The sequence below is a fragment of the Streptomyces sp. cg36 genome, assembly GCF_041080675.1.
Taxonomy (GTDB): domain Bacteria; phylum Actinomycetota; class Actinomycetes; order Streptomycetales; family Streptomycetaceae; genus Streptomyces.
In genome coordinates this window covers 4,516,633-4,540,195 of the sequence record NZ_CP163520.1, presented here as the reverse complement: position 1 = coordinate 4,540,195, position 23,563 = coordinate 4,516,633, and the positions used below count along the sequence as shown (strand labels likewise).

15 protein-coding genes are annotated in these 23,563 nt (G+C 74.1%); 3 read left to right on the top strand and 12 right to left on the bottom strand.

Annotated features, from left to right (window positions below; all coding sequences use genetic code 11):
- Window positions 1–71 precede the first annotated feature (71 nt).
- Window positions 72–914, bottom strand: a complete 843-nt coding sequence (locus AB5J87_RS20255; RefSeq protein ID WP_369378297.1) for a hypothetical protein — start codon at window positions 912–914, stop codon at window positions 72–74.
- 81 nt (window positions 915–995) lie between these two features.
- On the opposite strand from AB5J87_RS20255, the gene AB5J87_RS20250 reads away from it, so the two are divergent.
- On the top strand, window positions 996–1,778 hold the full coding sequence (locus AB5J87_RS20250) for an SDR family oxidoreductase (RefSeq protein ID WP_369378296.1): 783 nt from the start codon (window positions 996–998) through the stop codon (window positions 1,776–1,778).
- A gap of 379 nt (window positions 1,779–2,157) precedes the next feature.
- Window positions 2,158–3,735: a sodium:solute symporter family protein gene (locus tag AB5J87_RS20245; protein ID WP_369378295.1), complete on the top strand. Its 1,578-nt coding sequence runs from the start codon at window positions 2,158–2,160 to the stop codon at window positions 3,733–3,735.
- 58 nt (window positions 3,736–3,793) lie between these two features.
- Here the strand turns inward: AB5J87_RS20245 and AB5J87_RS20240 are convergent, their stop codons facing one another.
- From AB5J87_RS20240 to AB5J87_RS20225, 4 genes are all read right to left on the bottom strand, one after another.
- Window positions 3,794–4,921: an ADP-ribosylglycohydrolase family protein gene (locus AB5J87_RS20240; RefSeq protein WP_369378294.1), complete on the bottom strand. Its 1,128-nt coding sequence runs from the start codon at window positions 4,919–4,921 to the stop codon at window positions 3,794–3,796.
- Window positions 4,922–5,345: 424 nt separating this feature from the next.
- Window positions 5,346–8,753: a tetratricopeptide repeat protein gene (locus AB5J87_RS20235; protein WP_369378293.1), complete on the bottom strand. Its 3,408-nt coding sequence runs from the start codon at window positions 8,751–8,753 to the stop codon at window positions 5,346–5,348.
- Window positions 8,754–8,821: 68 nt separating this feature from the next.
- Window positions 8,822–11,413: a bifunctional FO biosynthesis protein CofGH gene (locus AB5J87_RS20230; protein WP_369378292.1), complete on the bottom strand. Its 2,592-nt coding sequence runs from the start codon at window positions 11,411–11,413 to the stop codon at window positions 8,822–8,824.
- 353 nt (window positions 11,414–11,766) lie between these two features.
- Window positions 11,767–12,615, bottom strand: a complete 849-nt coding sequence (locus tag AB5J87_RS20225; protein WP_369378291.1) for an LLM class F420-dependent oxidoreductase — start codon at window positions 12,613–12,615, stop codon at window positions 11,767–11,769.
- Between the two features lie 190 nt (window positions 12,616–12,805).
- On the opposite strand from AB5J87_RS20225, the gene AB5J87_RS20220 reads away from it, so the two are divergent.
- The gene (locus tag AB5J87_RS20220) at window positions 12,806–14,365 is read left to right on the top strand and encodes a CehA/McbA family metallohydrolase (protein WP_369378290.1); all 1,560 of its coding nucleotides are present in this window, start codon (window positions 12,806–12,808) and stop codon (window positions 14,363–14,365) included.
- A 455-nt stretch (window positions 14,366–14,820) separates the two neighbouring features.
- Here AB5J87_RS20220 and AB5J87_RS20215 read toward each other — a convergent pair whose 3' ends face one another.
- From AB5J87_RS20215 to AB5J87_RS20185, 7 genes are all read right to left on the bottom strand, one after another.
- Complete coding sequence (locus AB5J87_RS20215) at window positions 14,821–16,281, bottom strand: aldehyde dehydrogenase family protein (protein WP_369378289.1); 1,461 nt, start codon at window positions 16,279–16,281, stop codon at window positions 14,821–14,823.
- Complete coding sequence (locus AB5J87_RS20210) at window positions 16,278–18,026, bottom strand: amidohydrolase family protein (RefSeq protein WP_369378288.1); 1,749 nt, start codon at window positions 18,024–18,026, stop codon at window positions 16,278–16,280. The genes AB5J87_RS20215 and AB5J87_RS20210 overlap by 4 nt, the downstream gene beginning before the upstream one ends.
- 435 nt (window positions 18,027–18,461) lie before the next feature.
- Window positions 18,462–19,589, bottom strand: a complete 1,128-nt coding sequence (locus AB5J87_RS20205; protein WP_369378287.1) for an LLM class flavin-dependent oxidoreductase — start codon at window positions 19,587–19,589, stop codon at window positions 18,462–18,464.
- 127 nt (window positions 19,590–19,716) lie between these two features.
- Complete coding sequence (locus tag AB5J87_RS20200; RefSeq protein ID WP_369378286.1) at window positions 19,717–20,502, bottom strand: SDR family NAD(P)-dependent oxidoreductase; 786 nt, start codon at window positions 20,500–20,502, stop codon at window positions 19,717–19,719.
- 97 nt (window positions 20,503–20,599) lie between these two features.
- Window positions 20,600–21,511, bottom strand: a complete 912-nt coding sequence (locus AB5J87_RS20195) for an LLM class F420-dependent oxidoreductase (protein ID WP_369383597.1) — start codon at window positions 21,509–21,511, stop codon at window positions 20,600–20,602.
- Between the two features lie 159 nt (window positions 21,512–21,670).
- Window positions 21,671–22,087, bottom strand: a complete 417-nt coding sequence (locus AB5J87_RS20190; RefSeq protein WP_369378285.1) for a PaaI family thioesterase — start codon at window positions 22,085–22,087, stop codon at window positions 21,671–21,673.
- A 59-nt stretch (window positions 22,088–22,146) separates the two neighbouring features.
- Window positions 22,147–23,373, bottom strand: coding sequence for an amidohydrolase family protein (locus AB5J87_RS20185; RefSeq protein WP_369383596.1), 1,227 nt, complete (start codon window positions 23,371–23,373; stop codon window positions 22,147–22,149).
- Window positions 23,374–23,563: the final 190 nt, after the last annotated feature.

Sequence of the window (23,563 nt, the reverse complement as noted above, 5' to 3'; positions counted from 1 at the left end):
CGTCCTGGCCGAGGGGGCCCGCCGCTGTCCGGGCACCCGCGCCCTCTCCTCCCCCTCCCCCTCCCCCGCCCTCACTCCCGCAGCCGGTCCACATAGCGGTCGGTGCCCGGCACGGTCGGGATGAAGGGCGCGACCAGTTCGACCCGGCCCAGACCCGATTCCGCGACCGCGGCGTCGAGCCCGCCGAAGTGCTCCTCCCACACCTCGGCCGGCGGGCGCTCCAGGAACCACAGCAGGGTGAGCCGGGTGTCGACCCCCTCGACCTGCTTCACGTACGTCATGCGGTCGCCGGGGAGCGGGGTGGGCCGGAAGAGGGTCACCATGGCCGCCGGGCCGCCCGCCAGCCGGCGCGGCAGGTGCCGTGAGCGCAGCCACTCCACCAACTCCCCGCGCCGGCCGGGCCCTTCCGCGTCGATGACCTGGAGCACCAGACCCGCGTAGGGGTGGTCGAGCGCGTGGCGGTCGCGCGGGCCCGCCGCCCCGTCCCGGTAGACGGTGGCCTCGTGGTCCTGGAAGGCGGTGAAGACATGGGTGCGGTCCTGGTAGACGCGGCCGTCCCGGTTGAGCCGCTTGTTGATGCCCACGGTCCACTTCATGTGGTCGTCGTAGCGGCCGTCGGTGATCCAGTACGTGGAGAGGTAGCAACCGGCGCCCACCGGCTGGGCGATCGCGGACTTCTCGGGGTAGCGCAGCTCCTGGAGGTCGCGGGTGGCCACCCAGCGCCGCCCGGCGAACATCCACGGCATGGCCATGGCCCCGGCGTAGTAGTGGTCGTCCTCGTACCAGCGGTTGTACGCGTACTCGTGGCCCGGGTGCGGCTCCACCATGGTGATCAGGGCGTGGCCGGGGTGCACCCCGTACGGCCCGACCGCCGCCAGCTCCGCGTACGTACCGCTCCTGGTCTCCTCGCCCATCGCGCTCCCCTTCCCTCCTGCCGCCGACCGCCCTACTCTGACGCCCCGTCAGAAGAACTGCCAGAGCCGGGAGGCGCCCAGATGTTGCTGAGCGGGAAGACGGTCCTCGTGTCCGGCGTCGGGGCGGGGCTCGGGCACCAGGTGGCCGCGACCGTCGTACGGGACGGCGGCAACGCGGTGCTCGGCGCGCGCACCGGGGAGAACCTGGCCAAGACGGCCCACGAGATCGACCCCGCGGGCGCCCGCACCGCGCACCGGCCCACCGACATCACCTCCGAGACCGACTGCGCGGCGCTGGCCGCGCTGGCGCTCGAACGGTTCGGCCGGATCGACGCGGTCGTCCATGTCGCCGCCTGGGACAGCTACTTCGGCGGGGTCGAGGACGCCGACCTCGCCACCTGGCAGGGCGTGCTGGACGTCAACCTGCTCGGCACCCTGCGGATGACCCGGGCCTGCCTGCCCGCCCTCAAGGAGCGCGGGGGCGCGGTCGTCGTCATCGGCACCCAGTCGGCCATCGCCGCGCCCTCCCAGGTCAGCCAGGCCGCGTACGCGGCGTCCAAGGGCGCGCTGACGTCGGCGATGTACTCCATGGCCCGGGAGTTCGGGCCGCACCGGATCCGGGTGAACACGGTGCTGCCCGGATGGATGTGGGGGCCGCCGGTGCAGGCGTACGTGCGGTTCACCGCGCACACCGAGAAGGTGCCCGAGGACGAGGTGCTGGCCCGGCTCACCGAGCGGATGGCCCTGCCGGAGCTGGCGACGGACGGGGACGTGGCGGAGGCCGTGGCGTTCCTGGCCTCGGACCGGGCGAGGGCGATCACGGGCCAGTCGCTGCTGGTGAACGCCGGGGAGATCATGCGTTAGGGCCTGCCGGACCCGCTCTCCCGGCCGCACGGGACCCGCATCCCGTGCGGCCGTTCAGCCGTGTGCGCACGGCGGCGCGGTTCACGCCGCCGTGCCACCGGTTCGTTCTCCTGGTGCGCGCCTGACGAAGGGCCCGTTCATCGTGCGGGCGGGCCGGTTGGCGCGACAACACCCCGTTGAGTAAAGCAGAGGCAAAATCGTTCTGCTTTGTGATCTGCGTTCACATCCCTGACCGTGAAGGGCCTTGACCCCGCCCTCGGACAGGCTGTTCAATCCCCGGAAGTCCCCGCTCCCGCACGGGGCGCCGCTGAACCGGACGTACTGACGAAGCGCACCCGCGTACACCGACGTTCACAAGGCGGACCCCTCGGAGGGGGCAATGAACAGTCTCGACTGGGCCGTGCTCATCGGCTACTTCGGCGTGATGGTCGCCATCGGCGTCTGGTCCCACAAGCGTGTGGACGACGTCTCCGACTTCTTCACGGCGGGCGGACGGATGCCCTGGTGGCTCTCGGGCATCTCGCACCACATGTCCGGCTACAGCGCCGTGATGTTCACGGGATACGCGGGCGTCGCCTACCGCTACGGCGTGACGTCCTACGTCACCTGGTCCTTCCCCATCGCGATCGGCATCGGCATCGGCGCCCGGCTCTTCGCGCCCCGGCTCAACCGGCTGCGCTCGCGCCTGCACGTGGCCTCGCCGCTCGAATACCTCAAGAACCGCTACAACGTGCCCACCCAGCAGGCCCTCGCCTGGTCGGGCATGCTGCTGAAGATCGTCGACGTCGGCGCCAAGTGGGCGGCCATCGCCACCCTGCTCTCCGTCTTCACCGGTCTCTCCATCAACCAGGGCATCCTCATCACGGGCCTCGTCACCGGCGTCTACTGCACGGTCGGCGGCCTGTGGGCCGACGCCCTCACCGAGCTCGGGCAGTTCGTCATCCAGCTCTGCGCGGGCGTCGCCATGCTGATCGCCGTGATGGCGAAGCTCAGCGGCTTCAGCACCCTGTGGACGGTCTGGGACGACCTGCCGGACGCCCACGCCCACCCGACGGCCGGCCCGTACACGCTGACGTTCCTCCTCGCCTACCTCTTCATCAAGACCTTCGAGTACTCGGGCGGCATGTGGAACCAGGCCCAGCGCTACATGGCCACCGACTCGGCCCGCTCCGCGACCCGTTCGGCCTGGCTCTCGGCCGCGCTGTGGCTGATCTGGCCGCTGGTCCTGTTCTTCCCCATGTGGTGCGCGCCGCTGCTGGTGCGGGCCGAGAAGCCCGACGCCTCCGACTCGTACGCGCTGATGACCGAGTCCCTGCTGCCGCACGGGCTGCTCGGCCTGGTCATCGTCGGCTTCTTCTCCCACACCATGGCGATGTGCTCCTCGGACGCCAACGCCATCTCCGCCGTCTTCACCCGCGACATCGCGCCCGCCCTGTCCCGGCGGGCGCGCGGCTGGGACTCGCGGACCGGGCTGGTCGCGGCCCGCGTCTCCACCCTGGTGTTCCTCGCGCTGTCCATGACGATCGCCACCCAGATCAACTCCCCCGCCTTCAAGGACATCATCACCGTGGTGATCAAGTGGGTGGCCGGGCTGATGGGCCCGATCGCGATCCCGTTCATGCTGGGCATGCTGCGGACGTTCCGCAGGTCCGGGCCGACCGCGGCGCTCACCAGCTGGGCGTCCGGACTGGTCGCGTTCTACCTCGTCAACTACCACCTGGACGGCTCGGACCGCACGAGCGTGGCGCTCCAGTACCAGGTCTCGCTGCCGCTCGCCGTCTCGCTCGTCCTGTACGTGCTGATCGGCCTGGTCAGGCCCGAGGACACCCCGGAGCGGGACGCGCTGCTCGCCCGGATCGACTCCGACGGCGACGGCCCGGCCGCGGGTGGTGCGGTGGCCGCCGGGGCCGTCCCCGCTCAGCCGGCGGGCGGGGACGCGAAGGTGCGCGAGCGGTAGGCGCGGCGGGCTCCCGCACGTACGCGGGTCACGGGGCCCGGAAGGCGCGCGGGCCCGCTCACGTACGCGGGTAACGGGCCAGCCAGCCCGGGGTGTTCACCGCCGGGCCGTGCAGCGCCGGGCCCTGGGTCATCTCCATCGCGAAGTCGTCGGCGAGCTCCAGGACCGTGGACCGCCCCTCCAGCTCGGCCAGCCAGCCGGGCGGTAGGGCGGTCTCCCCGTGCAGGGCGCCGAGCAGCGCGCCGCACAGGGAGCCGGTGGCGCCGGAGGGCCCGTCGTGGTTGACCGCGAGCAGCAGTCCGTGCCGGATGTCCTCGCCGACCAGCGCGCAGTACACGGCGATCGCCAGCGCCTCCTCGGCAAGGTGCCCGTCGCCGAGCGTCGCCAGCAGCCCCGGTCCGGGCATGCCCTGGCGTACGGCGCCGAGTGCGTGCTGCAGGGCCGCCGTCACCGGCTCGTGGCCGGGGCGGTGGTCCAGCAGGGCGAGCGTGCGCTGCACGGCCGCGTCCAGCGACTCGCCCCGGGCGAGCCCGTGCACGATCACCGCGAACGCCCCCGCCGAGAGGTACGCGGCCGGGTCGCCGTGCGTCTGGGCCGCGCACTCCACGGCGAGCTGGAGCACCAGCTGCGGCTCCCACCCCACCAGCAGGCCGAACGGGCCCGAGCGGGTCGCGGCGGCGGGGTCGCGGGCGTCCGGGTTCTTGGGGCGGTCCAGGGTGCCCATGACGTCGTCCGCCAGCCCCAGCAGACAGGCGCGGGCCGGGTCGCGCCTGCTGTACAGCCACTCCTCGCGGGCCAGCCACCCGTTGTCCTTGCGGCGCTCGTCCGGGCCCCAGTCGCGCTGGGTGGCGCTCCAGCGCAGATACGCGCGGTGCAGGTCGGTCGGGGGGTGCCAGGCGCCCGTGTCGCGGCGGACCTGGGCGCGGATGAGGCCGTCGACGGTGAAGAGGGTGAGCTGGGTGGCGGCGGTCACACGGCCGCCGCCGGCCGTGCCGTCCGTCGGGCCCGTGACGCCCTCCGGGCCGTACCGGGTGCGGATCGCGTCCAGGGTGAGGGGGGTGACGGGTGCGCCCAGCGCGTCGCCGATCGCGCCGCCGAGGAGGCTGCCGCGGACTCTGCTGCGGAAGTCCTGCTGCTCGGTGCGGCCCCATATGGACGTGGTGGGTCCTGTGGCTGCTGCGCTCATGGCGCAGCACTGTAATCGACCGGGTGGGTCCGAATAAGACCGCGAGGGATATGTACTGGGCCGCACTACAGACGCTTTTTGTCCCCCACCCCGCCCCTCCCCGAAAGCCCTCGGCCGGGCGGCCGATTCGTCACCTGCGACCCGGTGGAGGCGGGCCGCGCAGTTCCCCGCGCCCCTGAAGATGGGCCCGAAGGGCCCTCCCAGGGGCGCGGGGAACCGCGCGAGAAGCGACCACGGCCCGCAGACGAACGGGCCTTTAGGGGCGCGGGGAACTGCGCGACCAGCCCAGCACGGCCCGCAGACGGAAACAGGTTTCCCAGGGGCGCGGGGAACTGCGCGACCAGCCCAGCACGGCCCGCAGACGGAAACGCGTTTCCCAGGGGCGCGGGGAACCGCGCGAGCAACCCAGCACGGGCCCGGGGATTCAGGGGGCGGGGGACCGCGTGGACAGTTGGGTGGTCAGCCTTGCTGTCAAGGATGACAAAGCCTCACCCCCGTACCCCTCGCAGAGCGCCAGCTCCCACAGCGCGTCCACCTCCCGCGCCACCGCCCCCCACCCCCTCAGCCCCGCCGCCAGCGCCTCCGCCGCGGCCCAGTCCGCGCGGGCGCAGGCCGTCACCACGCGGTCGCCCGCCTCCGGCCAGGACGCCGCCCCCGTGCCCGCCCGCGCCGCGGCCATCGCGCGGTGGAACGCGCCCTCGGGGCCGGGCAGCCCCGCGGCCACCGCCGCCGCCGCGCCGAAGTTCCCGCGGGCCCGGTGCGAGGCGGCCCTGGACGCGGGGTCGGTGGCGCGGCCGTCGAGGAGGGCCCGGCAGTGGTCCAGGTCGGGGCGGGCCAGGTCGGGGCGGGCCGCCGCCAGCCGGGCGCGGGCCCGGTGGCCGTACGCCCAGCCGATGTCCGGGTCGAGGGCGAGCGCCCGGTCGAGGGCGGCCAGCGCCTCCGGGAGGTGGCCGAGGGCGAGCAGGGCGGAGGCGGCGCAGGCGTGCACCACGCCCCGGGCCGGGCCGAGTTCCAGCGCCCGCGCCAGATACGCGTACGCCTCGTCCGGCCGCCCCAGGGCCAGCAGCGTCTCGCCCCGGCCCGCCACGGCCACCGCGTCCGCCGGGTCCTCGACGGCCGCCGCCGCGTAGTCCGCGAGGGCGTCCTCGTACCGTCCGGCGCGGCGCCGGGCCTCGCCCCGGAGCGTGCGGACGCCCGCGTCGGCGGGGCCCGCGAGCTCCACCGCCCGGTCCAGATCGGCGAGTTCGCCCTCCCGGTCGCCCAGGTCGGCCCGCAGGAGCGCCCGTTCCACCAGGGGGGACGCGTCGGCGGGGTGGCGGTCCACCGCCCGGTCCAGGTCGGCCCGCGCCCGCTCGGGGCGCCACAGCCGACGGGCGATCCGGCCGCGCCAGGTCAGCGCGTGCAGATCGTCCGGCGCCAGCTCCACCGCCCGGTCGAGATCGGCCAACGCACCCTCGGGATCGGCCAGTTCGGAGCGCAGCCGGGCCCGGGTGATGAGGGCCCAGGTGTAGCCGGGCTCCAGGTCGAGCGCCCGGCCGCAGTCCGCGAGGGCCTCCCGCGTACGGCCCAGGGCCTCCAGGGAGAGGGCGCGGCTGCCGAGCACCCACGCGTACCCCGCGTCCAGGGCCAGCGCCCGCCCGTACTCGGCCACCGCCTCCTCGTGGCGGCCCTGGAGGCGCAGCAGTTCACCGCGCTCGCCCACCACCCACGCCCGGTCGGTGGAGAGCCGCTCGGCCCGCTCCAGGTCGGCGAGCGCGTCGGCGGGGCGGCCGAGCCCGCGCAGCACCCGGGCGCGCCGGACCAGCGCCCACACGTACTCCGGGTTGCGCTCCAGGGCCCGGTCCAGATCGGCGAGGGCGGCGTCGAGGCGGCCCATCCGGTGCAGGGTCTCGCCCCGGCTGGCGGGCGCCCAGGCGTCGCCCGGGTCGAGCAGGATCGCCCGGTCCAGGTCGACGAGGGCGTCGTCGAGGCGGCCGAGCCGGCGGTACATGTCGCCCCGGTAGCCGATGTAGTACGCGTCGTCGGGCGCCAGCGCGCAGGCCCGGTCCAGGTCGTCGAGGGCGGCGGCCGGGCCTTCGAGGGCGCAGCGCACCACACCGCGGCCGTAGTGGGCGTGGGCCCGGCCGGAGTCCAGCGCGATGGACCGGTCGTACTCCTCCAGCGCCTCCTGGTGGGCGCCCGCGTGCCGCAGCTCCCGGCCCCGTACGAGATGGGCGCTCGTGCGGCCCTCCGCGTCCAGCCCGCCCCGGGCCAGCAGCAGCCCCAGGACCCTTGCCGCGCCCGCCCGTTCGTCGTCGAGGGCGGCCAGGCAGTCCGCGCCCCAGCGCCGCAGCGGCTCGGCGTCCGCGTCCTCGCCCGCCTCGGCCAGGGTCCGGGCCCAGCGGCGGGCGACGGCGGGCCCGGCGTCGCAGGCGTCCACGCCGTCGCGCAGGACCTGGGCGAGCGCGGCCCGGGGGCGCGCGCACAGCAGGTGGTAGGAGTGTTCGAGGCGCAGCCCGCACCAGAGGTCGAGGCTCCAGCGGCGGCGCCGCGGTTCGCCCTGGGCGGCGGCGTCCAGGCGGGCCGCGAACGCCTCGGCGAGCCGCTGGTGGCGCTCGCTCCAGCGGTCCGGCGAGCCGGTGCGCTGCACACCGAGCATGGCGGCGCGCACCACCCCGTGGTACTGGGCGCGCCCCCCGTGGTCGCTGACGAACGGCAGGGACCACAGCCAGCCGTAGAGCCCGGCCGCGTCCTCGTCGACGGCCGCGCGGAACACGTCCTCGTCGATGCGCCGGGGCAGCGCGCAGGCCAGTGCGGCGGCCCGCCGCACCGGGTCCTCCTCCCACTTCAGGAACCGGTCGACGGCGGTGGCGCCCGGGGCCCGCGCGTCGCCCGGGTTCTGGGCGAGCGTGGAGACCAGGACCGGCAGCCGCCCCGACAGCCGCAGGACGTCGCGGACCACGCCCTCGTCCACCACGCCCTTGGCGGCGAGGAGCTGGCGGGCCTCGGTCTCGGTGAACAGGTCGAGGGGCAGCTCCGCCACCAGGTCGGCGCTGTCGGCCCAGCAGCCGGGGTCGAGGCGGCGCTGGCCCGCGAGGGTCAGCACCACCTGGGCGGGCAGCGCGCCGTACCGCTCGGTGGTGATCAGGTCGCGCAGCCAGGTGTCCAGGAAGGGGGCGGTCCGCTCGTAGGTGTCGAAGAACAGGACCGTCCAGGGCACGTCGTCGGCGACCCGCGCCAGCTCCGCCACCAGCACCGGGGTGAGCACCCGGACCGGGTCCAGGACCAGCTGGACGTCCTCCTGCTTGCCGAACCGCGCGCTCAGCACCGCCCGCACCCGGTCCGCGCCGAGCGCCAGCTGGCTGGGGTCCATGCCGCCCGCCAGCGCGCCGAGCCCCGGCACCAGACCGAGCCCGGCGAGCCCCGCCTGGGCGGCCACCGTCGCACCGGCCGAGGCACCGGCGGGCGCGGGCACGGGGGCGGTGGTGGACTCCGCCTCGTGGCGCCGCTGGCGGTAGGTGGCCAGCATCCGCTCCAGGGCCTTGAGCGGATGGCCCTGGCGGGCGAAGTGGGCGCAGATCGCGGCGAGGGTCTCGGGGACGCTGTTGACGGCCTCGTCGACGTAGGAGGTCACCGCGCCGCGTTCGCGCGCGGTGTGCTCCAGCTCGCGCACCAGCGACGTCTTGCCGACCCCGGCGGCGCCGTGGACGTGGAAGACGAACCGGTGCCCCTCGTCGTCGACGGGAACGTCGAAGTTCTCGCGGAACACGGCGATTTCACCCCGCCGCCCCACGAACCCGGCGCGCCTGCGGCGCCGGATCAGCTCCTGCATCGACGGTCTGCCCGCTGCCATGGGATCAGTATGCGATCCCACGGCCCGCCGGGCACCGCCGCCCCGCCTCCCCTCCTCGCCCCGCTCCCCTACTCCTCCAGTACGGGCAGGAGTTCGGGCAGGTGCCCGTCGGAGGCGAGGGCCGCCGTGCGGCGCTCGGCGGGCACCTCCCCGTACAGCGTGGTGCGCGGGCGGGCCGGGCGGCCGGCCCGTTCGGCGATGGCCTCCAGATCCCTGATCGAGCGGTACGAGCCGTAACTCGACCCGGCCATGCGGGAGATGGTCTCCTCCATCAGGGTGCCGCCCAGGTCGTTGGCGCCGGAGCGGAGCATCTCGGCCGCGCCCTCCGCGCCCAGCTTGACCCAGCTGGTCTGGATGTTGGTGATGTGCGGGTGCAGCAGCAGCCGGGCCATCGCCGTCACCGCCCGGTTGTCGCGGACGGTGGGGCCCGGGCGGGCGATGCCGGCCAGGTAGACCGGCGCGTTGGTGTGGATGAAGGGCAGCGTCACGAACTCGGTGAAGCCGCCGGTCTCCTGCTGGACGCGGGCCAGGGTGCGGAAGTGGCCGAGCCAGTGGCGGGGCTGGTCCACGTGCCCGTACATCATCGTCGAGGAGGAGCGGATGCCCAGCTCGTGGGCGGTCTTCACCACCTCGATCCAGGTGGCGGTGGGCAGCTTGCCCTTGGTGAGGACCCAGCGGACCTCGTCGTCGAGGATCTCGGCGGCGGTGCCGGGGATGGAGTCGAGGCCCGCCTCCTTGGCGGCGGTGAGCCACTCCCGTATCGAAAGGCCGGTGCGGGTGGCCCCGTTGACGACCTCCATCGGGGAGAAGGCGTGCACGTGCATGCCCGGCACGCGCTCCTTCACGGCCCGCGCGATGTCGAAGTAGGCGGTGCCCGGCAGGTCGGGGTGGATGCCGCCCTGCATGCACACCTCCACCGCGCCCACCTGCCACGCCTGCTCGGCGCGGTCGGCGACCTGGGAGAGGGAGAGGGTGTACGCGTCGGCGTCGGTGCGGCGCTGGGCGAAGGCGCAGAACCGGCAGCCGGTGTAGCAGACGTTGGTGAAGTTGATGTTCCGGGTCACGATGTACGTGACGTCGTCGCCGACCACGTCGCGGCGCAGCTCGTCGGCGATCCGGGTCAGCGCGTCCAGGGCCGGGCCGTCCGCGTGCAGCAGCGCCAGCGCCTCCTCGTCGGTGAGCCGGGTGGGGTCGTCGGCGGCGGTGGCCAGCGCCTGGCGCACATCGGTGTCGATGCGGGACGGCACCATGCCCGGGGCCGCCGCCTCGCGCAGCGCCTCCCAGTCCCCGTACACCTCGTCGAAGTCGTCGCGGCGGTCGTGGGTGCGGCCGGTGGTGTCGATGGTGCGGTGCAGATCGGTGCGGCCCGCGGCCGTGAACGCCTCGTCGGGCTCCTGCCAGGGCAGTCCGCGCACCGGCGCGTCCGGGTTCGCCAGCCCCGTCTTCGGGTCCGCCAGCGCCCGGACGTGCGGCAGCAGCCGGGGGTCCAGCCAGGGCTCGCCGCGCGTCACGAACTCCGGGTACACGCAGAGCCGTTCGCGCAGCTCGAAGCCCGCCTCGGCGGAGCGCTCGGCCAGCTCCTCGATCCTCGGCCAGGGGCGCTCGGGGTTGACGTGGTCGATGGTGACCGGGGAGACCCCGCCCCAGTCGTCGATGCCCGCGCCGATCAGCCGCGCGTACTCGCCCGCCACCAGGTTGGGCGGGGCCTGGAGGCAGCCGGCGGGGCCCATGATGTGCCGGGCGACCGCGACCGTCGCCACCAGGTCGTCGAGGTCCGCGTCCGGCATGCCGCGCATCGCGGTGTCCGGCTTGGCGCGGAAGTTCTGGATGATGAGTTCCTGGACGCCGTGGTAGGAACGGGCCACCCGGCGCAGCGCGAACAGCGACTCGGCGCGCTCCTCGTACGTCTCGCCGATGCCGATCAGCAGGCCGCTGGTGAACGGCACCGAGGAGCGGCCCGCGTCCTCCAGGACCCGCAGCCGTACGGCGGGCTCCTTGTCCGGGGAACCGTAGTGCGGGCCGCCCGGCTCGGACCACAGCCGGGTCGCGGTCGTCTCCAGCATCATGCCCATGCTCGGGGCCACCGGCTTGAGCCGCTGGAAGTCGGTCCACGACATCACCCCGGGGTTGAGGTGCGGCAGCAGGCCGGTCTCCTCCAGGATGCGGATCGAGATGGCCCGCACGTACGCGATGGTGTCGTCGTACCCGTGCGCGTCCAGCCACTCGCGGGCCTCGGGCCAGCGGTCCTCGGGCTTGTCGCCCAGCGTGACCAGGGCTTCCTTGCAGCCGAGTTCCGCGCCGCGGCGGGCCACGTCCAGGACCTCGTCGGGCGACATGAACATCCCGTGCCCGGCCTTGCGGAGCTTGCCGGGGACGGTGACGAAGGTGCAGTAGTGGCACTTGTCCCGGCAGAGCCGGGTGAGCGGGATGAAGACGCTCTTGGAGTACGTGATCACTCCCGGGCGGCCCGCCGCCGCGAGGCCCGCGTCGCGCACGCGGGCGGCGGAGGCGGTCAGGTCCGCGAGGTCGTCCCCGCGGGCCCGCAGCAGCACGGCCGCCTCGGCGGTGTCGAGCGCGACGCCGTCCCGGGCGCGTTTCAGCGCGCGCCGCATCGCGTTGGCGGTCGGTGCGGGGGGCTGCGGTCGCGAGCTGGAAGTCATTACCCGAGCATACGAGGGGGCCCGCGCGGGCCGTCCTGGGCCACTCGCGCGGTTCCCCGCGCCCCTGATCGGCCCGGACTCCGCCTGCGGACCGTGCGGGGTCGCTCGCGCAGTTCCCCGCGCCCCTGATCAGGCCGGGACTTCGCCTGCGGACCGTGCTGGGCTGGTCGCGCAGTTCCCCGCGCCCCTGAAAGCCGGTGGCCGAGCTGACTTCTCCGGCTGGGCCGCACCGCCTGGGGGCGCGGGGAACTGCGCGAGACGCGGGCACGGTCCGCAGAAGAAGTCCGGCCCCAAAAGGGGCGCGGGGAACGGCGCGACCAGCCCCGCACGGTCCGCGGACGAAGGCGGGTCGGCTACTCCTCGGGGTTCACCGCGTTCAGGAACGGGGTGAGGGCGTCCAGGGACTTCAGGACCGTCGGCTCGTCGGCGGACGGGAGCTGGACGACCACCTCGTCGATGCCCAGCGCCGCGTAGTGCCCGAGCTTCCCCGGATCCGGCAGCACCGCGTACGGCACGACCACCAGTTCCTCCGGCACCCGCCCCGCCGCCTCCCACGCCTCCCGCAGCACCGGGATGGACTCCGTGAGCCCGCTCCCCCCGATCGGCATCCACCCGTCCGCGTACTCGGCGATGTGCGCGAACATCTTCGGCCCGGCCGACCCCCCGATCAGCAGCCGGGGCGCACCCCGCACCGGCTTGGGATGGGCCCAGCTGGGCTTCACCGAGCCGAACTCGCCCTCGTACCCCGTGGGCTCCGCCGCCCACAGCGCCTTCATCAGGCGCACCCGCTCGCGGACCAGCTCGCGGCGGGTGGACCACCGCACGCCGTGGTCGGCGGCCTCCTCGCGGTTCCAGCCGTAGCCGATGCCCAGGGTGAGCCGCCCGCCGGAGAGGTGGTCGACGGTGGCGGCCTGTTTGGCCAGGTCGATGGGGTCGTGCTGGGCGACCAGCGTGATCCCGGTGCCCAGCCCCAGCCCGTCGGTGACGGCGGCGGCCTGGCCGAGGGCGACGAAGGGATCGAGGGTGCGCCCGTACTGGCGCGGCAGTTCGCCGCCCGCCGGGTACGGGGAGATCCGCTCGACGGGGATGTGCGTGTGCTCCGGCAGGTACAGCCCGGCGAATCCGCGCTCCTCCAGCTCGCGGGCGAGCCGGACGGGGGTGATCGTCTCGTCGGTGAGGAAGATCGTGGTGGCGATACGCATTCCCCCTTCCTATCCCCGGGGGTGCGAGGGTGCAAGGGAGGCGCACGGCCATCGGCCGGTCATGGACCGGCCATTGTCCAACCGCCGCCCCTTGCACGGCAGTTCACACGCGCGTACGACTGTGGGCGAGAGCGGCAGCGTTCCGCAGGAACCGACGGGCATCCCTTCCACCACACCGGGAGCAGTGGCCATGACCGGACCCGAGGGCGGCACCCCCGAGGACAGGACCATCGGACGGCGCGGACTGTTCATGACGGGGGCGGCCACCGCGCTCACGCTCGGTACCGTGAGCTTCGCGAGCGCGGCCCGCGCCGACGACGGCGGTGGCCGTGGCAGTGGTGGTGACGGCGGTTCCGGCGAGGTGACCCGGACGGTCACCGGCACCCTGCCGCCCGGCTCCCCCGACTTCGTGTACCTGCCGGTGGAGGTCCCGCGCGGGGTGCGCGAGCTGGCCGTCTCGTACGCGTACGACAAGGCCACCGTCCCGGCGGGGACGCAGAACAACGCCCTGGACATCGGGATCTTCGACGAGCGCGGCACCGAACTGGGCGGGCGGGGCTTCCGGGGCTGGTCGGGCGGCGCCCGCACCGAGTTCTTCCTGCGGGCGGACGCGGCGACCCCCGGTTACCTGCCCGGCCCGGTCCGCGCCGGGACCTGGCACATCGCGCTCGGCCCGTACACGGTGGCGCCGCAGGGCCTGCCGTACCGCGTGACCGTCACCCTGCGGTTCGGTGAGCGGGGCAGCACCCCGGCGCCGGTGTACCCGCCGACGCGGGCCAAGGGGCGGGGGCGGGCCTGGTACCGGGGCGACTGCCACCTGCACTCCTGGCACTCGGACGGGCGGCGCACCCCCGCCGAGATCGCCGCGCTCGCCCGTGCGGCGGGGCTCGACTTCATCAACACCTCCGACCACAACACGAGCTCCTCCCATCCGGCGTGGGAGGGCCTGTGGGGCGACGACCTGCTGATCCTCACCGGCGAGGAGATCACCACCCGCAACGGCCACGTGCTGGCGCTCGGCACCGACCCGGGGACCTTCGTGGACTGGCGCTACCGGGCGCGCGAGAACCGGTTCGGCCGGTTCGCCCGCGAGGTCCGGCGCGCCGGGGGGCTCGTGGTGCCCGCGCATCCGCACGCCACCTGCATCGGCTGCGCCTGGAAGTTCGGCTTCGGCGAGGCGGACGCGGTGGAGGTGTGGAACGGGCCGTACACCCCCGACGACGAGGTCTCCCTCCAGGAGTGGGACAACACCCTTGCCGTCGCGGCCCGTTCGGGCGGGGCGTGGCTGCCCGCCATGGGCAACAGCGACGCCCACCGCGATCCCGACCGCATCGGCGGGCCGCAGACGGTGGTGTACGCGGAGGAGCTGTCCCGGGAGGCGATCCAGGAGGGCATCAAGGCGGGCCGCAGCTATGTCGCGGAGTCCGCCGCCGTCTCGCTCGCCTTCTCCGTGGCGGGCGGGCGGGGTGGGCACGCGGGGATCGGGGGGCGGTTGCGGACGGCGGGCGACGAGCCGGTCACCGTGCGGCTGGAGGTGAGCGGCGCGCCCGGCTGCACGGTCGCCTTCGTCACCGATCAGGGCACGCTGTTCAGTACGGGGCTGCCGGCGTCGGGGGCGGGCGGTGCGGAGTGGGTGACGACGCCGTCGTACGCGACCTACGTACGGGCCGAGGTCCGCCACACCCCCACGGTCCCCGGCCTCCCGGGCCCCCTGGCGGCCTTCACCAACCCCATCTTCCTGGGGAACTAGCCCGCAACGTACGGACCGTGCCGGTTTGCTCGCGCCCCTGGAAACCCGCCTACGTCTGCGGACCGTGCCCGCGTCTCGCGCAGTTCCCCGCGCCCCTGGAAACCCGCCTTCGTCCGCAGACCGTGCGGGGCTGGTCGCGCCGTTCCCCGCGCCCCTATCGGGCCGGACTTCTTCTGCGGACCGTGCCCGCGTCTCGCGCAGTTCCCCGCGCCCCCAGGCGGTGCGGCCCAGCCGGAGAAGTCAGCTCGGCCACCGGCTTTCAGGGGCGCGGGGAACGGCGCGAGCGACCCGGCATGGCCCGCAGGCGAAGCCCCGGCCTGATCAGGGGCGCGGGGAACTGCGCGAGCAACCCCGCACGGTCCGCAGGCGAAGGCCCGGCCTGATCAGGGGCGCGGGGAACTGCGCGACAAGCCCCCGCTGGCCCGCAGGCGAACGGACCGCCCAGGGCCGTGGTGCTAGCCGGGCCACACGATCGCCTGCAGCTCGCTGTACGCGTGCAACGCGTACGACCCCACATCCCGCCCCACCCCACTCCTCTTGAACCCCCCGAACGGCGCCTCCATGTTGCGCCCCACCGTGTTCACGCCGACACCCCCCGCCCGCAGGCGCCGCGCCACCCGGAAGGCGCGGGCGACGTCGCCCGAGAAGACGTAGTCGATCAGGCCGTACTCGCTGTCGTTGGCGAGGGCCACCGCCTCCTCCTCGTCGTCGAACGGCACCACCGCCACCACCGGCCCGAAGATCTCCTCGCGGACCACCCGCATGTCGTTGGTGCAGTCGGCGAGGAGCGTGGGCGCCACATAGAACCCCCGCTCCAGCAGCGGCCGTTCGCCGCCCACGACCACCCGCGCCCCCTCCTTGCGGCCGAGCTCCACGTACGACTCGACGCGGTCGCGGTGCGCGGCCGAGATGAGCGGGCCGACCACCGTGCCCGGCGCCGCCGGGTCGCCCACGGCCAAGTGGGCCGCGTAGGCGGCGAGTTGCTCGACCAGCCGGTCGTGGACGGCCCGCTGGACCAGGACCCGGGTGGGGGCGGTGCAGATCTGGCCGCTGTAGAAGGAGAACGTGGTGCCGATGCCCGCCACCGCCACCGCCAGGTCCGCGTCGTCGAAGACCAGCGCCGCCCCCTTGCCGCCGAGCTCCATGAGCTGGCGCTTCATGCCCCGCCCGCACACCTCGGCGATGCTGCGGCCGACCTCGGTGGAGCCGGTGAAGCTGACCATGTCGACGTCGGGCGAGTCCACGGCGGCCTCTCCGACGGCCGGGGCCGAGCCGGTGACCACGTTGACCACGCCGGGCGGCACCCCCGCCTCCGCGAGCGCCTCGGCCATCCGGAACACCGACAGGGGGTCCTGCGGCGCGGGTTTGACGACCACGGTGTTGCCCATGGCGAGCGCGGGCGCGACCTTGCCGGCCGGGTTGGCCCAGGGGTTGTTGTACGAGGTGACGCAGGTGACCACGCCGACCGGCTGGCGGACGGCGAGCGCCCCGAAGACCCCGGCCCGCCCCATCGGTCCGGCCTGGTTGACCTGCGGCAGCAGCGCCTCCTCGGCCGGTTCCAGGGCGCCGCGCGCGTACCGCCGGAAGCGGGCCGCGCCCACCGCCACCTGCATGCCGCGCGCGGTGGCGGTGGTGGCGCCGGTCTCGGCCCGGGCGAGCTCCGCGTACGGGACGAGGGCGCGCTGGACGAGGCCGGCGGCGCGGTCCAGGACGGCGGCGCGCTCCTCGGGGGACGTGCGCGACCAGGGCCCGAACGCCTCCCGGGCGGCGGCGCACGCCGCGTACACCTGGTCGCGGCTCGCCTCGGGGGCGGCGCCGACGACGGCCTCGGTGGCGGGGTCGAGGATCTCGTACCGGCCGCCGTCCGGCTCGACCCACTCGCCCCCGATGAACAGCTTCGGCTCGTACGCGTTCACTTGACGGACACCGTCCTCGTGTCGCGGCCGGAGCGCAGCACGGTGCCCGGCAGCGCGCCGGTCACCACGTCGTCGCGGAGGGTCTCGACGCCGTTGACCCGTACCGAGACCACCCCGACGGCCTTGGCGTCCAGGCGCGGGCTGTCGCCGGGCAGGTCGTGCACCAGGGTGGCGGGTCCGGCGTCGACGCGCTCGGGGTCGAAGAGGACGAGGTCGGCGTGGCCGCCCTCCTCGATCCGGCCCCGCCCGCGCAGTCCGAACAGCGCGGCCGGGTCGGCGCTGAGCATCCGTACGGCCCGCTCCAGCGGGACCAGCCGCCGTCCGCGCAGGCAGTCGCCGAGGAAGCGGGTGGTGTAGGGCGCACCGCACATGCGGTCGAGGTGGGCGCCCGCGTCGGAGCCGCCGAGCAGGACGTCCTCGTGCTCCCAGGTCGCGCGGCGCAGCGCCCAGCTGTCGGGGTCGTTGTCGGTCGGCATCGGCCACAGCACCGTGCGCAGCCGGTCGTTGGCGCAGATCTCGACGAGGCAGCCGAAGGGGTCCTGGCCGCGTTCGGCGGCGATGTCGCGCACCACGCGTCCGGTGAGTCCGGCGTTGGCCGGGGAGTAGGTGTCCCCGATGACGTACCGCCCGAAGTCGGCGAGGCGCCGGAAGACCCCGGCCTCCTTGCTGTGGGCGCGGCGCAGCAGCTCGGCGCGGACCCCGGGGTCGCGCAGCTTCTCGACGCGCTCGGGGACCGGCAGGCCCAGCACCTCGCCCCAGCCGGGGATGAGGTTGAGGGCGCAGAAGGTGCCGAGCGACATGTTCATGGGGGTGAGGATCGGCATGGTGAGCGCCACGATCCGGCCGCCCGCCGCGCGGGCCCGCTCGCTCGCGGCCAGCTGGCGCGGCACGCGTTCGGGGACGGCGGCGTCGATGGTGAGGACGTTCCAGTTCAGCGGCCGTCCGGCGGCGGCCGACAGGTTCACGAACAGGTCGATCTCGTCGTCGGAGAACTGGTCGAGGCAGCCCGCCACGATCGCTTCGAGCTGGGTGCCCTCGTGGTGCCCGACGGCCTCGGCGAGGGCGAGGAGTTCGGCGGGCCGGGCGTGCCGGGAGGCGACGGGCGCTCCGGCGCCGTCGGAGTGGGTGGTGGACTGGGTGGTGGACAGGCCCCAGGCGCCCGCGTCCATGGCGTCGTGCAGCAGCGCCAGCATGGCGTCGAGCTGGGCGGGGGTGGGCTGCCCGCCGACCGCGTCCGGGCCCATCACGTACCGGCGCAGGGCACAGTGGCCCACCATGAAACCGGCGTTGACGGCGATGCGGCCCTCCAGCGCGTCGAGGTACTCCCCGAACGAGGACCAGCTCCAGTCGACGCCCTCCTCCAGCGCCTTGAGCGCCATGCCCTCGACCCGGGCCATCATCCGCCGGGTGTAGTCGGCGTCCTCGGGGCGGTCCGGGTGGAGCGGCGCCAGGGTGAAGCCGCAGTTGCCGCCCGCGACGGTGGTGACCCCGTGGTTCATGGACGGGGTGGCGTACGGGTCCCAGAAGAGCTGGGCGTCGTAGTGGGTGTGCGGGTCGACGAAGCCGGGCGCGAGGACCAGGCCCTCGGCGTCCTCACGGGTGCGGGCGGCCGAGGGGGCCAGCGTGCCCGGCTCGGCGACGACGGCGATCCGGCCGTCGCGCAGGCCGACGTCGGCGGTGAAGGCGGGCGCGCCGGTTCCGTCGACGACGGTCGCGCGCCGGATCAGATGGTCGAGGTCGGACATGCTGTCCCTCTCTTCCGGCGTGCCGGAACGTGGGCGTTTCGGTACGGGTGCGCCTCGGTACGGGGGCGCCTCGGCGGGAGGTGCGCCTCGGTGGAGGTGTGTGTCCCGGTGGAGGTGTGTCCCGGTGGTATAGGTGCGCCTCGGTGGAGCTGTGGCCCGGCGGGAGCGGTGGCCCGGTGGAGCCGTGACCGGCGGGGGGTGCTCCCTGGTAGAGATGCGCCCCGGTGGAGCTGTGCCCCGGCGGAGGTGTGCCCCGGCGCACCGGTCGCGCACGGCGGGCCGCCGCCGGGTGACCGGTGTGCCGGGGCAGTACGGTCCGGCGGTCCGGGAGGCCGCCATCCCGCGTCTGGTGCGCCCCGGGCGCCGAAGGCGCGTTCCGGGGGGCGCGGGGAACCACGCCCGGCCCCCTCGCGGGGGGCCGGGGGCGCGGCCCCGTCAGACCCCGGCCGCCCCGCGGAACCGCGTCGTCCGGTGCACCGGGTCCGTGTCGATCTTCGGGATCACGTGCTCGCCGATCAGCCGGATCGTGTTCATGGTGTCCTCGTACGGCACCCCGATCGGCAGCCCGAAGGAGAGCTGGTCCGCCCCCGCCTGCTCCCACCGCTTGCACTGCCGGGTGACCTCGTCCGGGTCGCCGCAGATCATCAGCTCCTCGGCGATGAGCAGTTCGATGATCTCGGTGGTGTACTCGGGCAGCAGCTCGGGCCACTCCGGTACGCCCTCGGGGCGGGGGAAGGTGTCGTGGTAGCGGAACACCAGCGACTGGAGCCGGTTGAGCCCGCCGTTGGCGGCGATCTCGACGGCCTTGTCGTGGGTCTCGGCGCAGATCGCCGTGGACGTCACCATCACGTTGTCGTTGACGAAGTCGCCGATCGGCTCGGCCTCCCGGATGGCGGTCTTGTACTGCTCCAGGACCCACTCCATGTCGGAGACCTTCTGCACGGAGAACCCGAGCACCCCGAGCCCCTTGCGGGCGGCCATGGCGTACGAGGAGGGCGAGCCGGCGGCGTACCACATCGCCGGGTGCGACTTCCCGTACGGCTTGGGGAAGACCTTGCGCGGCGGGAGCGACCAGTGCTTGCCCTGGAAGCCCACGTACTCGTCCTGGAGCCACATCTTGGGGAACTCCGCGATGGTCTCCTCCCAGATCTCCTTGGTGTGGTTCATGTCGGTGACGCCCGGCATGAACCCGAGGATCTCGTGGGAGCCCGCGCCCCGCCCGGAGCCGAACTCGAACCGCCCCTCGCTGAGGTGGTCGAGCATGGCGACCTTCTCGGCGACCTTGACCGGGTGGTTGACGGCGGCCAGCGGGTTGAAGATGCCCGAGCCGAGGTGGATGCGCTCGGTGGCGTGGGCGAGGTAGCCGAGGAAGACCTCGTTGGCGGAGAGGTGCGAGTACTCCTCCAGGAAGTGGTGCTCGGAGGCCCAGGCGTACTTGAAGCCGGACCGGTCCGCCTGGATGACGTACTCGGTCTCCTCCATCAGCGCCTTGTGCTCCGCCTGGGGGTCGACCGACGAGCGTGCCACGGGCACGTAGCCCTGTACGAAGAGACCGAATTCCACGGAGGTTCACCGTCCTGTCGTCATCGGCGCGCCGACGCCTCACCGTTTCTGACACCTCGTCAGATTTATGATGCGTCGACTGTTCCACCGGCCAACCGCACCGTCAATAGCATGACCTGACGCTGCATCAGAAAAGACTGACCCCGGCCAGCCAGCCCCCGTCGATGACGAACGGCTGGCCCGTGATGTACGCGGAGTCGTCGCCGGTCAGGAAGAGCGCGAGCGCCGCCACCTCCTCCGGCCGCCCGATCCGCCCCAGCGGCACCAGCTTGCGGTAGAGCTCGGCCACCGCCTCCTGGGCCGCCGCCGCGTCGGCGGTGGGGTCGAGCGCGGCCGGGTTGCTCATGGCGGTGTCCACGGCCCCCGGGCACACCGCGTTGACCCGGATCTTCTTGGCCGCGAGCTCGACGGCGGCGACCCGGGTCAGCCCCAGGATGGCGTGCTTGGTGGCCGCGTAGGCGCCGACGTACGCCATGCCCGTCAGCGCCGTGTACGAGGCGGTGTTGACGATGGTGCCGCCGCCCGCCGCCTCGATCTCGGGGGCGGCGTGCTTGATGCCCAGGAACGCGCCGGTCTGGTTGACCCGCACGATCTGCTCGAACTCCTCCAGCGGCGTCGCGACGAGCTCGTTGAAGCGGAGGATCCCCGCGTTGTTGACGAGCCCGTCCAGATGCCCGAAGGCGTCCTTGGCGGCGGCGACGGCCGCCACCCACTCCTCCTCCCGGCCGACGTCGAGGTGGACGTAGCGCGCGCTGCCGTCCCCGATCTCCTTGGCCAGCGCCTCCCCCTGCCCGTCCAGCACATCGGCGAGGACGACCTTGGCGCCCTCGGCGGCGAAGAGCCGCGCCTCCTGCTCGCCCTGCCCGCGCGCGGCGCCGGTGACGAGGACGACCCGGCCGTCCAGCTTGCCCATGGCGTACTCCCTCTTCCTCTGCTTCTTCCTCGAAAAGCCCGGTCCCGCCCGGTCCCGCCCGGTCCCGCCGCATCGCTTCCGCTCGCGCTCCCGGCCCTCACCCGGCGTCGAGCTGGGGCGCCACATCGGCGGCGAACGCCGCTATCTGGTCGACGAGTTCGCTGCGCCCGCGCGAGCGGAAGCGCAGCTGGACCTGGTCGACGCCGAGCGCGGCGTACTCGCGCAGCGAGTCGGCCAGGGCGTCGGGCTTGCCGCTGAGGGTGCGCCGCCCCAGGTTCCAGCGCGCCTCGCCCACGTACAGCGGTTCGGCGATGGCGCCGACGACGAACGGCCGCTCCACGCCGTGCCGCTCCCGCAACTCCCTGATCCGGGCGATCTGATGGGGCAGCCGGTCGCGCGGGTCGCCCTGCGGCAGCCAGCCGTCACCGCGCAGGGCGGCCCGGCGCACCGCCGCCGGCGAGGAGCCGCCGACCCACAGCGGCACGGCCTCCTGGGCGGGCCGGGGCCGCTGCCCGAGCCCCTCGAAGTCGAACCGCTCGCCGTGGAACTCGGGGAACTCCTCGGGCCCGAGCGCCGCCCGCAGCGCGTCGATCGTCTCGTCGAGCACCTTGCCCCGGTGGGCGAAGTCGGCCCCGAGGACGTCGAACTCCTCGCGCACGTGCCCGGCGCCCACGCCGAGGATCAGGCGCCCGCCGCTGAGGTGGTCCAGGGTCGCGTACTGCTTGGCGGTGAGCAGGGGGTGGCGCAGTCCCACCACGGCGACATGGCTGAGCAGCCGGGTGCGGGTGGTGACGGCGGCGAGGTAGGCGAGGGTGGCGACCGGGTCGTACCAGGTGGTGCTCATCGCCCCGGCCAGCCGGCGCGGGATGGCGACGTGGTCGCAGGCGGCGAGGTAGCCGAACCCGGCGCGGTCCGCGACCCGGGCGATCTCGGCGAGGTCGTCCGGGGTCGCGGCGGCTTCCCACGGTTCGGCGTAGAGGGTGCTCTGGGACTGGACGGGCAGCTGCATCCCGTAGACGAGCGCGTGCGGTTGCGCGTGCACCGTGCGCCTCCTTGGCGTAGGCGGACCGTATCTGACGGTCCGTCACGCAACCGCCGCCCCCAGCTTGCTGTCTGACGGCGCGTCAGACAAGGGCGGCGACGGCGGGCGGGCGCGATCGGGGGCGGGTCAGTCGAGCAGCGCGTAGACCGCGCTGGCCCGGGCGGCGGCGTCCGGGGCGCCCTCGGCGGTCAGGGTGATCTCGGCGAAGGCCATGCGGCGGCCCAGCTTGGTCACCCGCGCGTCCACCAGCACGTCCGCGCCGACCACGGCCCGCTGGAAGCTGGTCGACTGCTGCACGGTGGTCATCGGCCCGTACGCGCCGCGCGCGGCCGAGATCGCGAGGACGGTGGCGGTGTCGGCGGCGGCCATCAGCGCCTGCCCCGACAGGCCGCCCCCGTCCCGGGCCAGCCGGTCGCTCCAGGGCAGCCGCAGCACGGCCCGCCCCTCCGGCTCGGTCTCCAGCACGCTGAGCCCCAGATCGAGCACCCAGGGCGCGAAGTTGTCGGCGAGGACCTTCTCGGCCTCGGCGGGTGTGAGAGTCATGAGGGGGATGGTGGCGGGGCCGCCGGACCGGGGCAACCCCGCCGGGCGCGGACGCGTCCCTACGGCGCCCACAGCCCCTGCGGGCTCAGCGACAGCAGGTCGATCGCGTTGCCCCGCACGATCCGCTCCACCACGTCCGGCCGCAGGTGCGCCATCTGCGCCTGCCCGACCTCCTTGGACTTGGGCCAGGTCGAGTCCGAGTGCGGGTAGTCCGTCTCGTACAGGACGTTGCCGACCCCGATCGCCCCCAGGTTGCGCAGGCCGAAGGCGTCGTCGAAGAAGCAGCCGTACACATGCTCGGCGAAGAGCTCCGACGGCGGCCGGTGGACCTTCTCCGCCACCCCGCCCCAGGCGCGGTTCTCCTCCCAGACGACGTCGGCCCGCTCCAGGATGTACGGGATCCAGCCGATCTGTCCCTCCGCGTACATCACCCGCAGCCCGGGGAAGCGCTCGAACTTGCCGCTCATCAGCCAGTCGACCATCGAGAAGCAGCAGTTGGCGAAGGTGATCGTGGAGCCCACGGCGGGCGGCGCGTCGGCGGAGGTGGACGGCATCCGGGACGAGGAGCCGATGTGCATGGCGACCACCGTCCCCGTCTCGTGGCACGCCGCCAGGAACGGGTCCCAGTGGTCGCCGTGGATGGAGGGGAGGCCGAGGTGGGGCGGTATCTCGGAGAACGCCACCGCCCGCACCCCGCGCGCCGCGTTGCGCCGCACCTCCGCCGCCGCGAGCTCCGCGTCCCACAGCGGCACCAGCGTGAGCGGGATCAGCCGCCCGCCGGCCGCCGGGCCGCACCACTCCTCCACCATCCAGTCGTTGTACGCGCGCACGGACAGCAGCCCCAGCTCCCGGTCGGGCGCCTCGGTGAACGTCTGGCCGCAGAAGCGCGGGAAGGTGGGGAAGCAGAGCGCCGACTGGACGTGGTTGACGTCCATGTCCGCCAGCCGCTCCGGCACGCTGTACGAACCGGGACGCATCTGCTCGTACGTGATCACTTCGAGGCGGATCTCGTCGCGGGAGTAGCCGACGGCCGTGTCCAGGCGGGTGAGGGGGCGGTGCAGGTCCTCGTACACCCACCAGTCGCCGACCGGGCCGTCGTCGCCCGGCGCGCCCATCACCGGGGCGAACTTCCCGCCGAGGAAGGTCATCTCCTTGAGGGGGGCGCGGACGATGCGCGGACCGCTGTCGCGGTAGCGGGCCGGGAGCCGGTCCCGCCACACCCCCGGCGGCTCCACCGTGTGGTCGTCGACCGAGATGATCCTCGGGAAGTCCTCCGCGGGCTCCATGTTCTTCACGTTCTCCACGGTTTCCATGACCCTTCACCGTAGACGCGATCTGACGATCCGTCAGCTCCCCGGACCGGCCCGCTTCGGCCGGCCCGCGCCCCGCCGGCGGCCCCGCGCACCGGTCGCACCTCGGCCACCCACCTGTCACTCCTCGGCCATTCGCCCCCTTCCTCCCCGCCCCGCGACCCCC

Coding starts and splice junctions, on each gene's coding strand:
- AB5J87_RS20230 (WP_369378292.1), bottom strand. CDS start 11,413: ATGACTTCCAGCTCGCGACCGCAGCCCCCCGCACCGACCGCCAACGCG.
- AB5J87_RS20185 (WP_369383596.1), bottom strand. CDS start 23,373: ATGGAGCCCGCGGAGGACTTCCCGAGGATCATCTCGGTCGACGACCAC.
- AB5J87_RS20210 (WP_369378288.1), bottom strand. CDS start 18,026: ATGTCCGACCTCGACCATCTGATCCGGCGCGCGACCGTCGTCGACGGA.
- AB5J87_RS20200 (WP_369378286.1), bottom strand. CDS start 20,502: ATGGGCAAGCTGGACGGCCGGGTCGTCCTCGTCACCGGCGCCGCGCGC.
- AB5J87_RS20220 (WP_369378290.1), top strand. CDS start 12,806: ATGACCGGACCCGAGGGCGGCACCCCCGAGGACAGGACCATCGGACGG.
- AB5J87_RS20245 (WP_369378295.1), top strand. CDS start 2,158: ATGAACAGTCTCGACTGGGCCGTGCTCATCGGCTACTTCGGCGTGATG.
- AB5J87_RS20190 (WP_369378285.1), bottom strand. CDS start 22,087: ATGACTCTCACACCCGCCGAGGCCGAGAAGGTCCTCGCCGACAACTTC.
- AB5J87_RS20235 (WP_369378293.1), bottom strand. CDS start 8,753: ATGGCAGCGGGCAGACCGTCGATGCAGGAGCTGATCCGGCGCCGCAGG.
- AB5J87_RS20240 (WP_369378294.1), bottom strand. CDS start 4,921: ATGAGCGCAGCAGCCACAGGACCCACCACGTCCATATGGGGCCGCACC.
- AB5J87_RS20195 (WP_369383597.1), bottom strand. CDS start 21,511: ATGCAGCTGCCCGTCCAGTCCCAGAGCACCCTCTACGCCGAACCGTGG.
- AB5J87_RS20250 (WP_369378296.1), top strand. CDS start 996: ATGTTGCTGAGCGGGAAGACGGTCCTCGTGTCCGGCGTCGGGGCGGGG.
- AB5J87_RS20255 (WP_369378297.1), bottom strand. CDS start 914: ATGGGCGAGGAGACCAGGAGCGGTACGTACGCGGAGCTGGCGGCGGTC.
- AB5J87_RS20225 (WP_369378291.1), bottom strand. CDS start 12,615: ATGCGTATCGCCACCACGATCTTCCTCACCGACGAGACGATCACCCCC.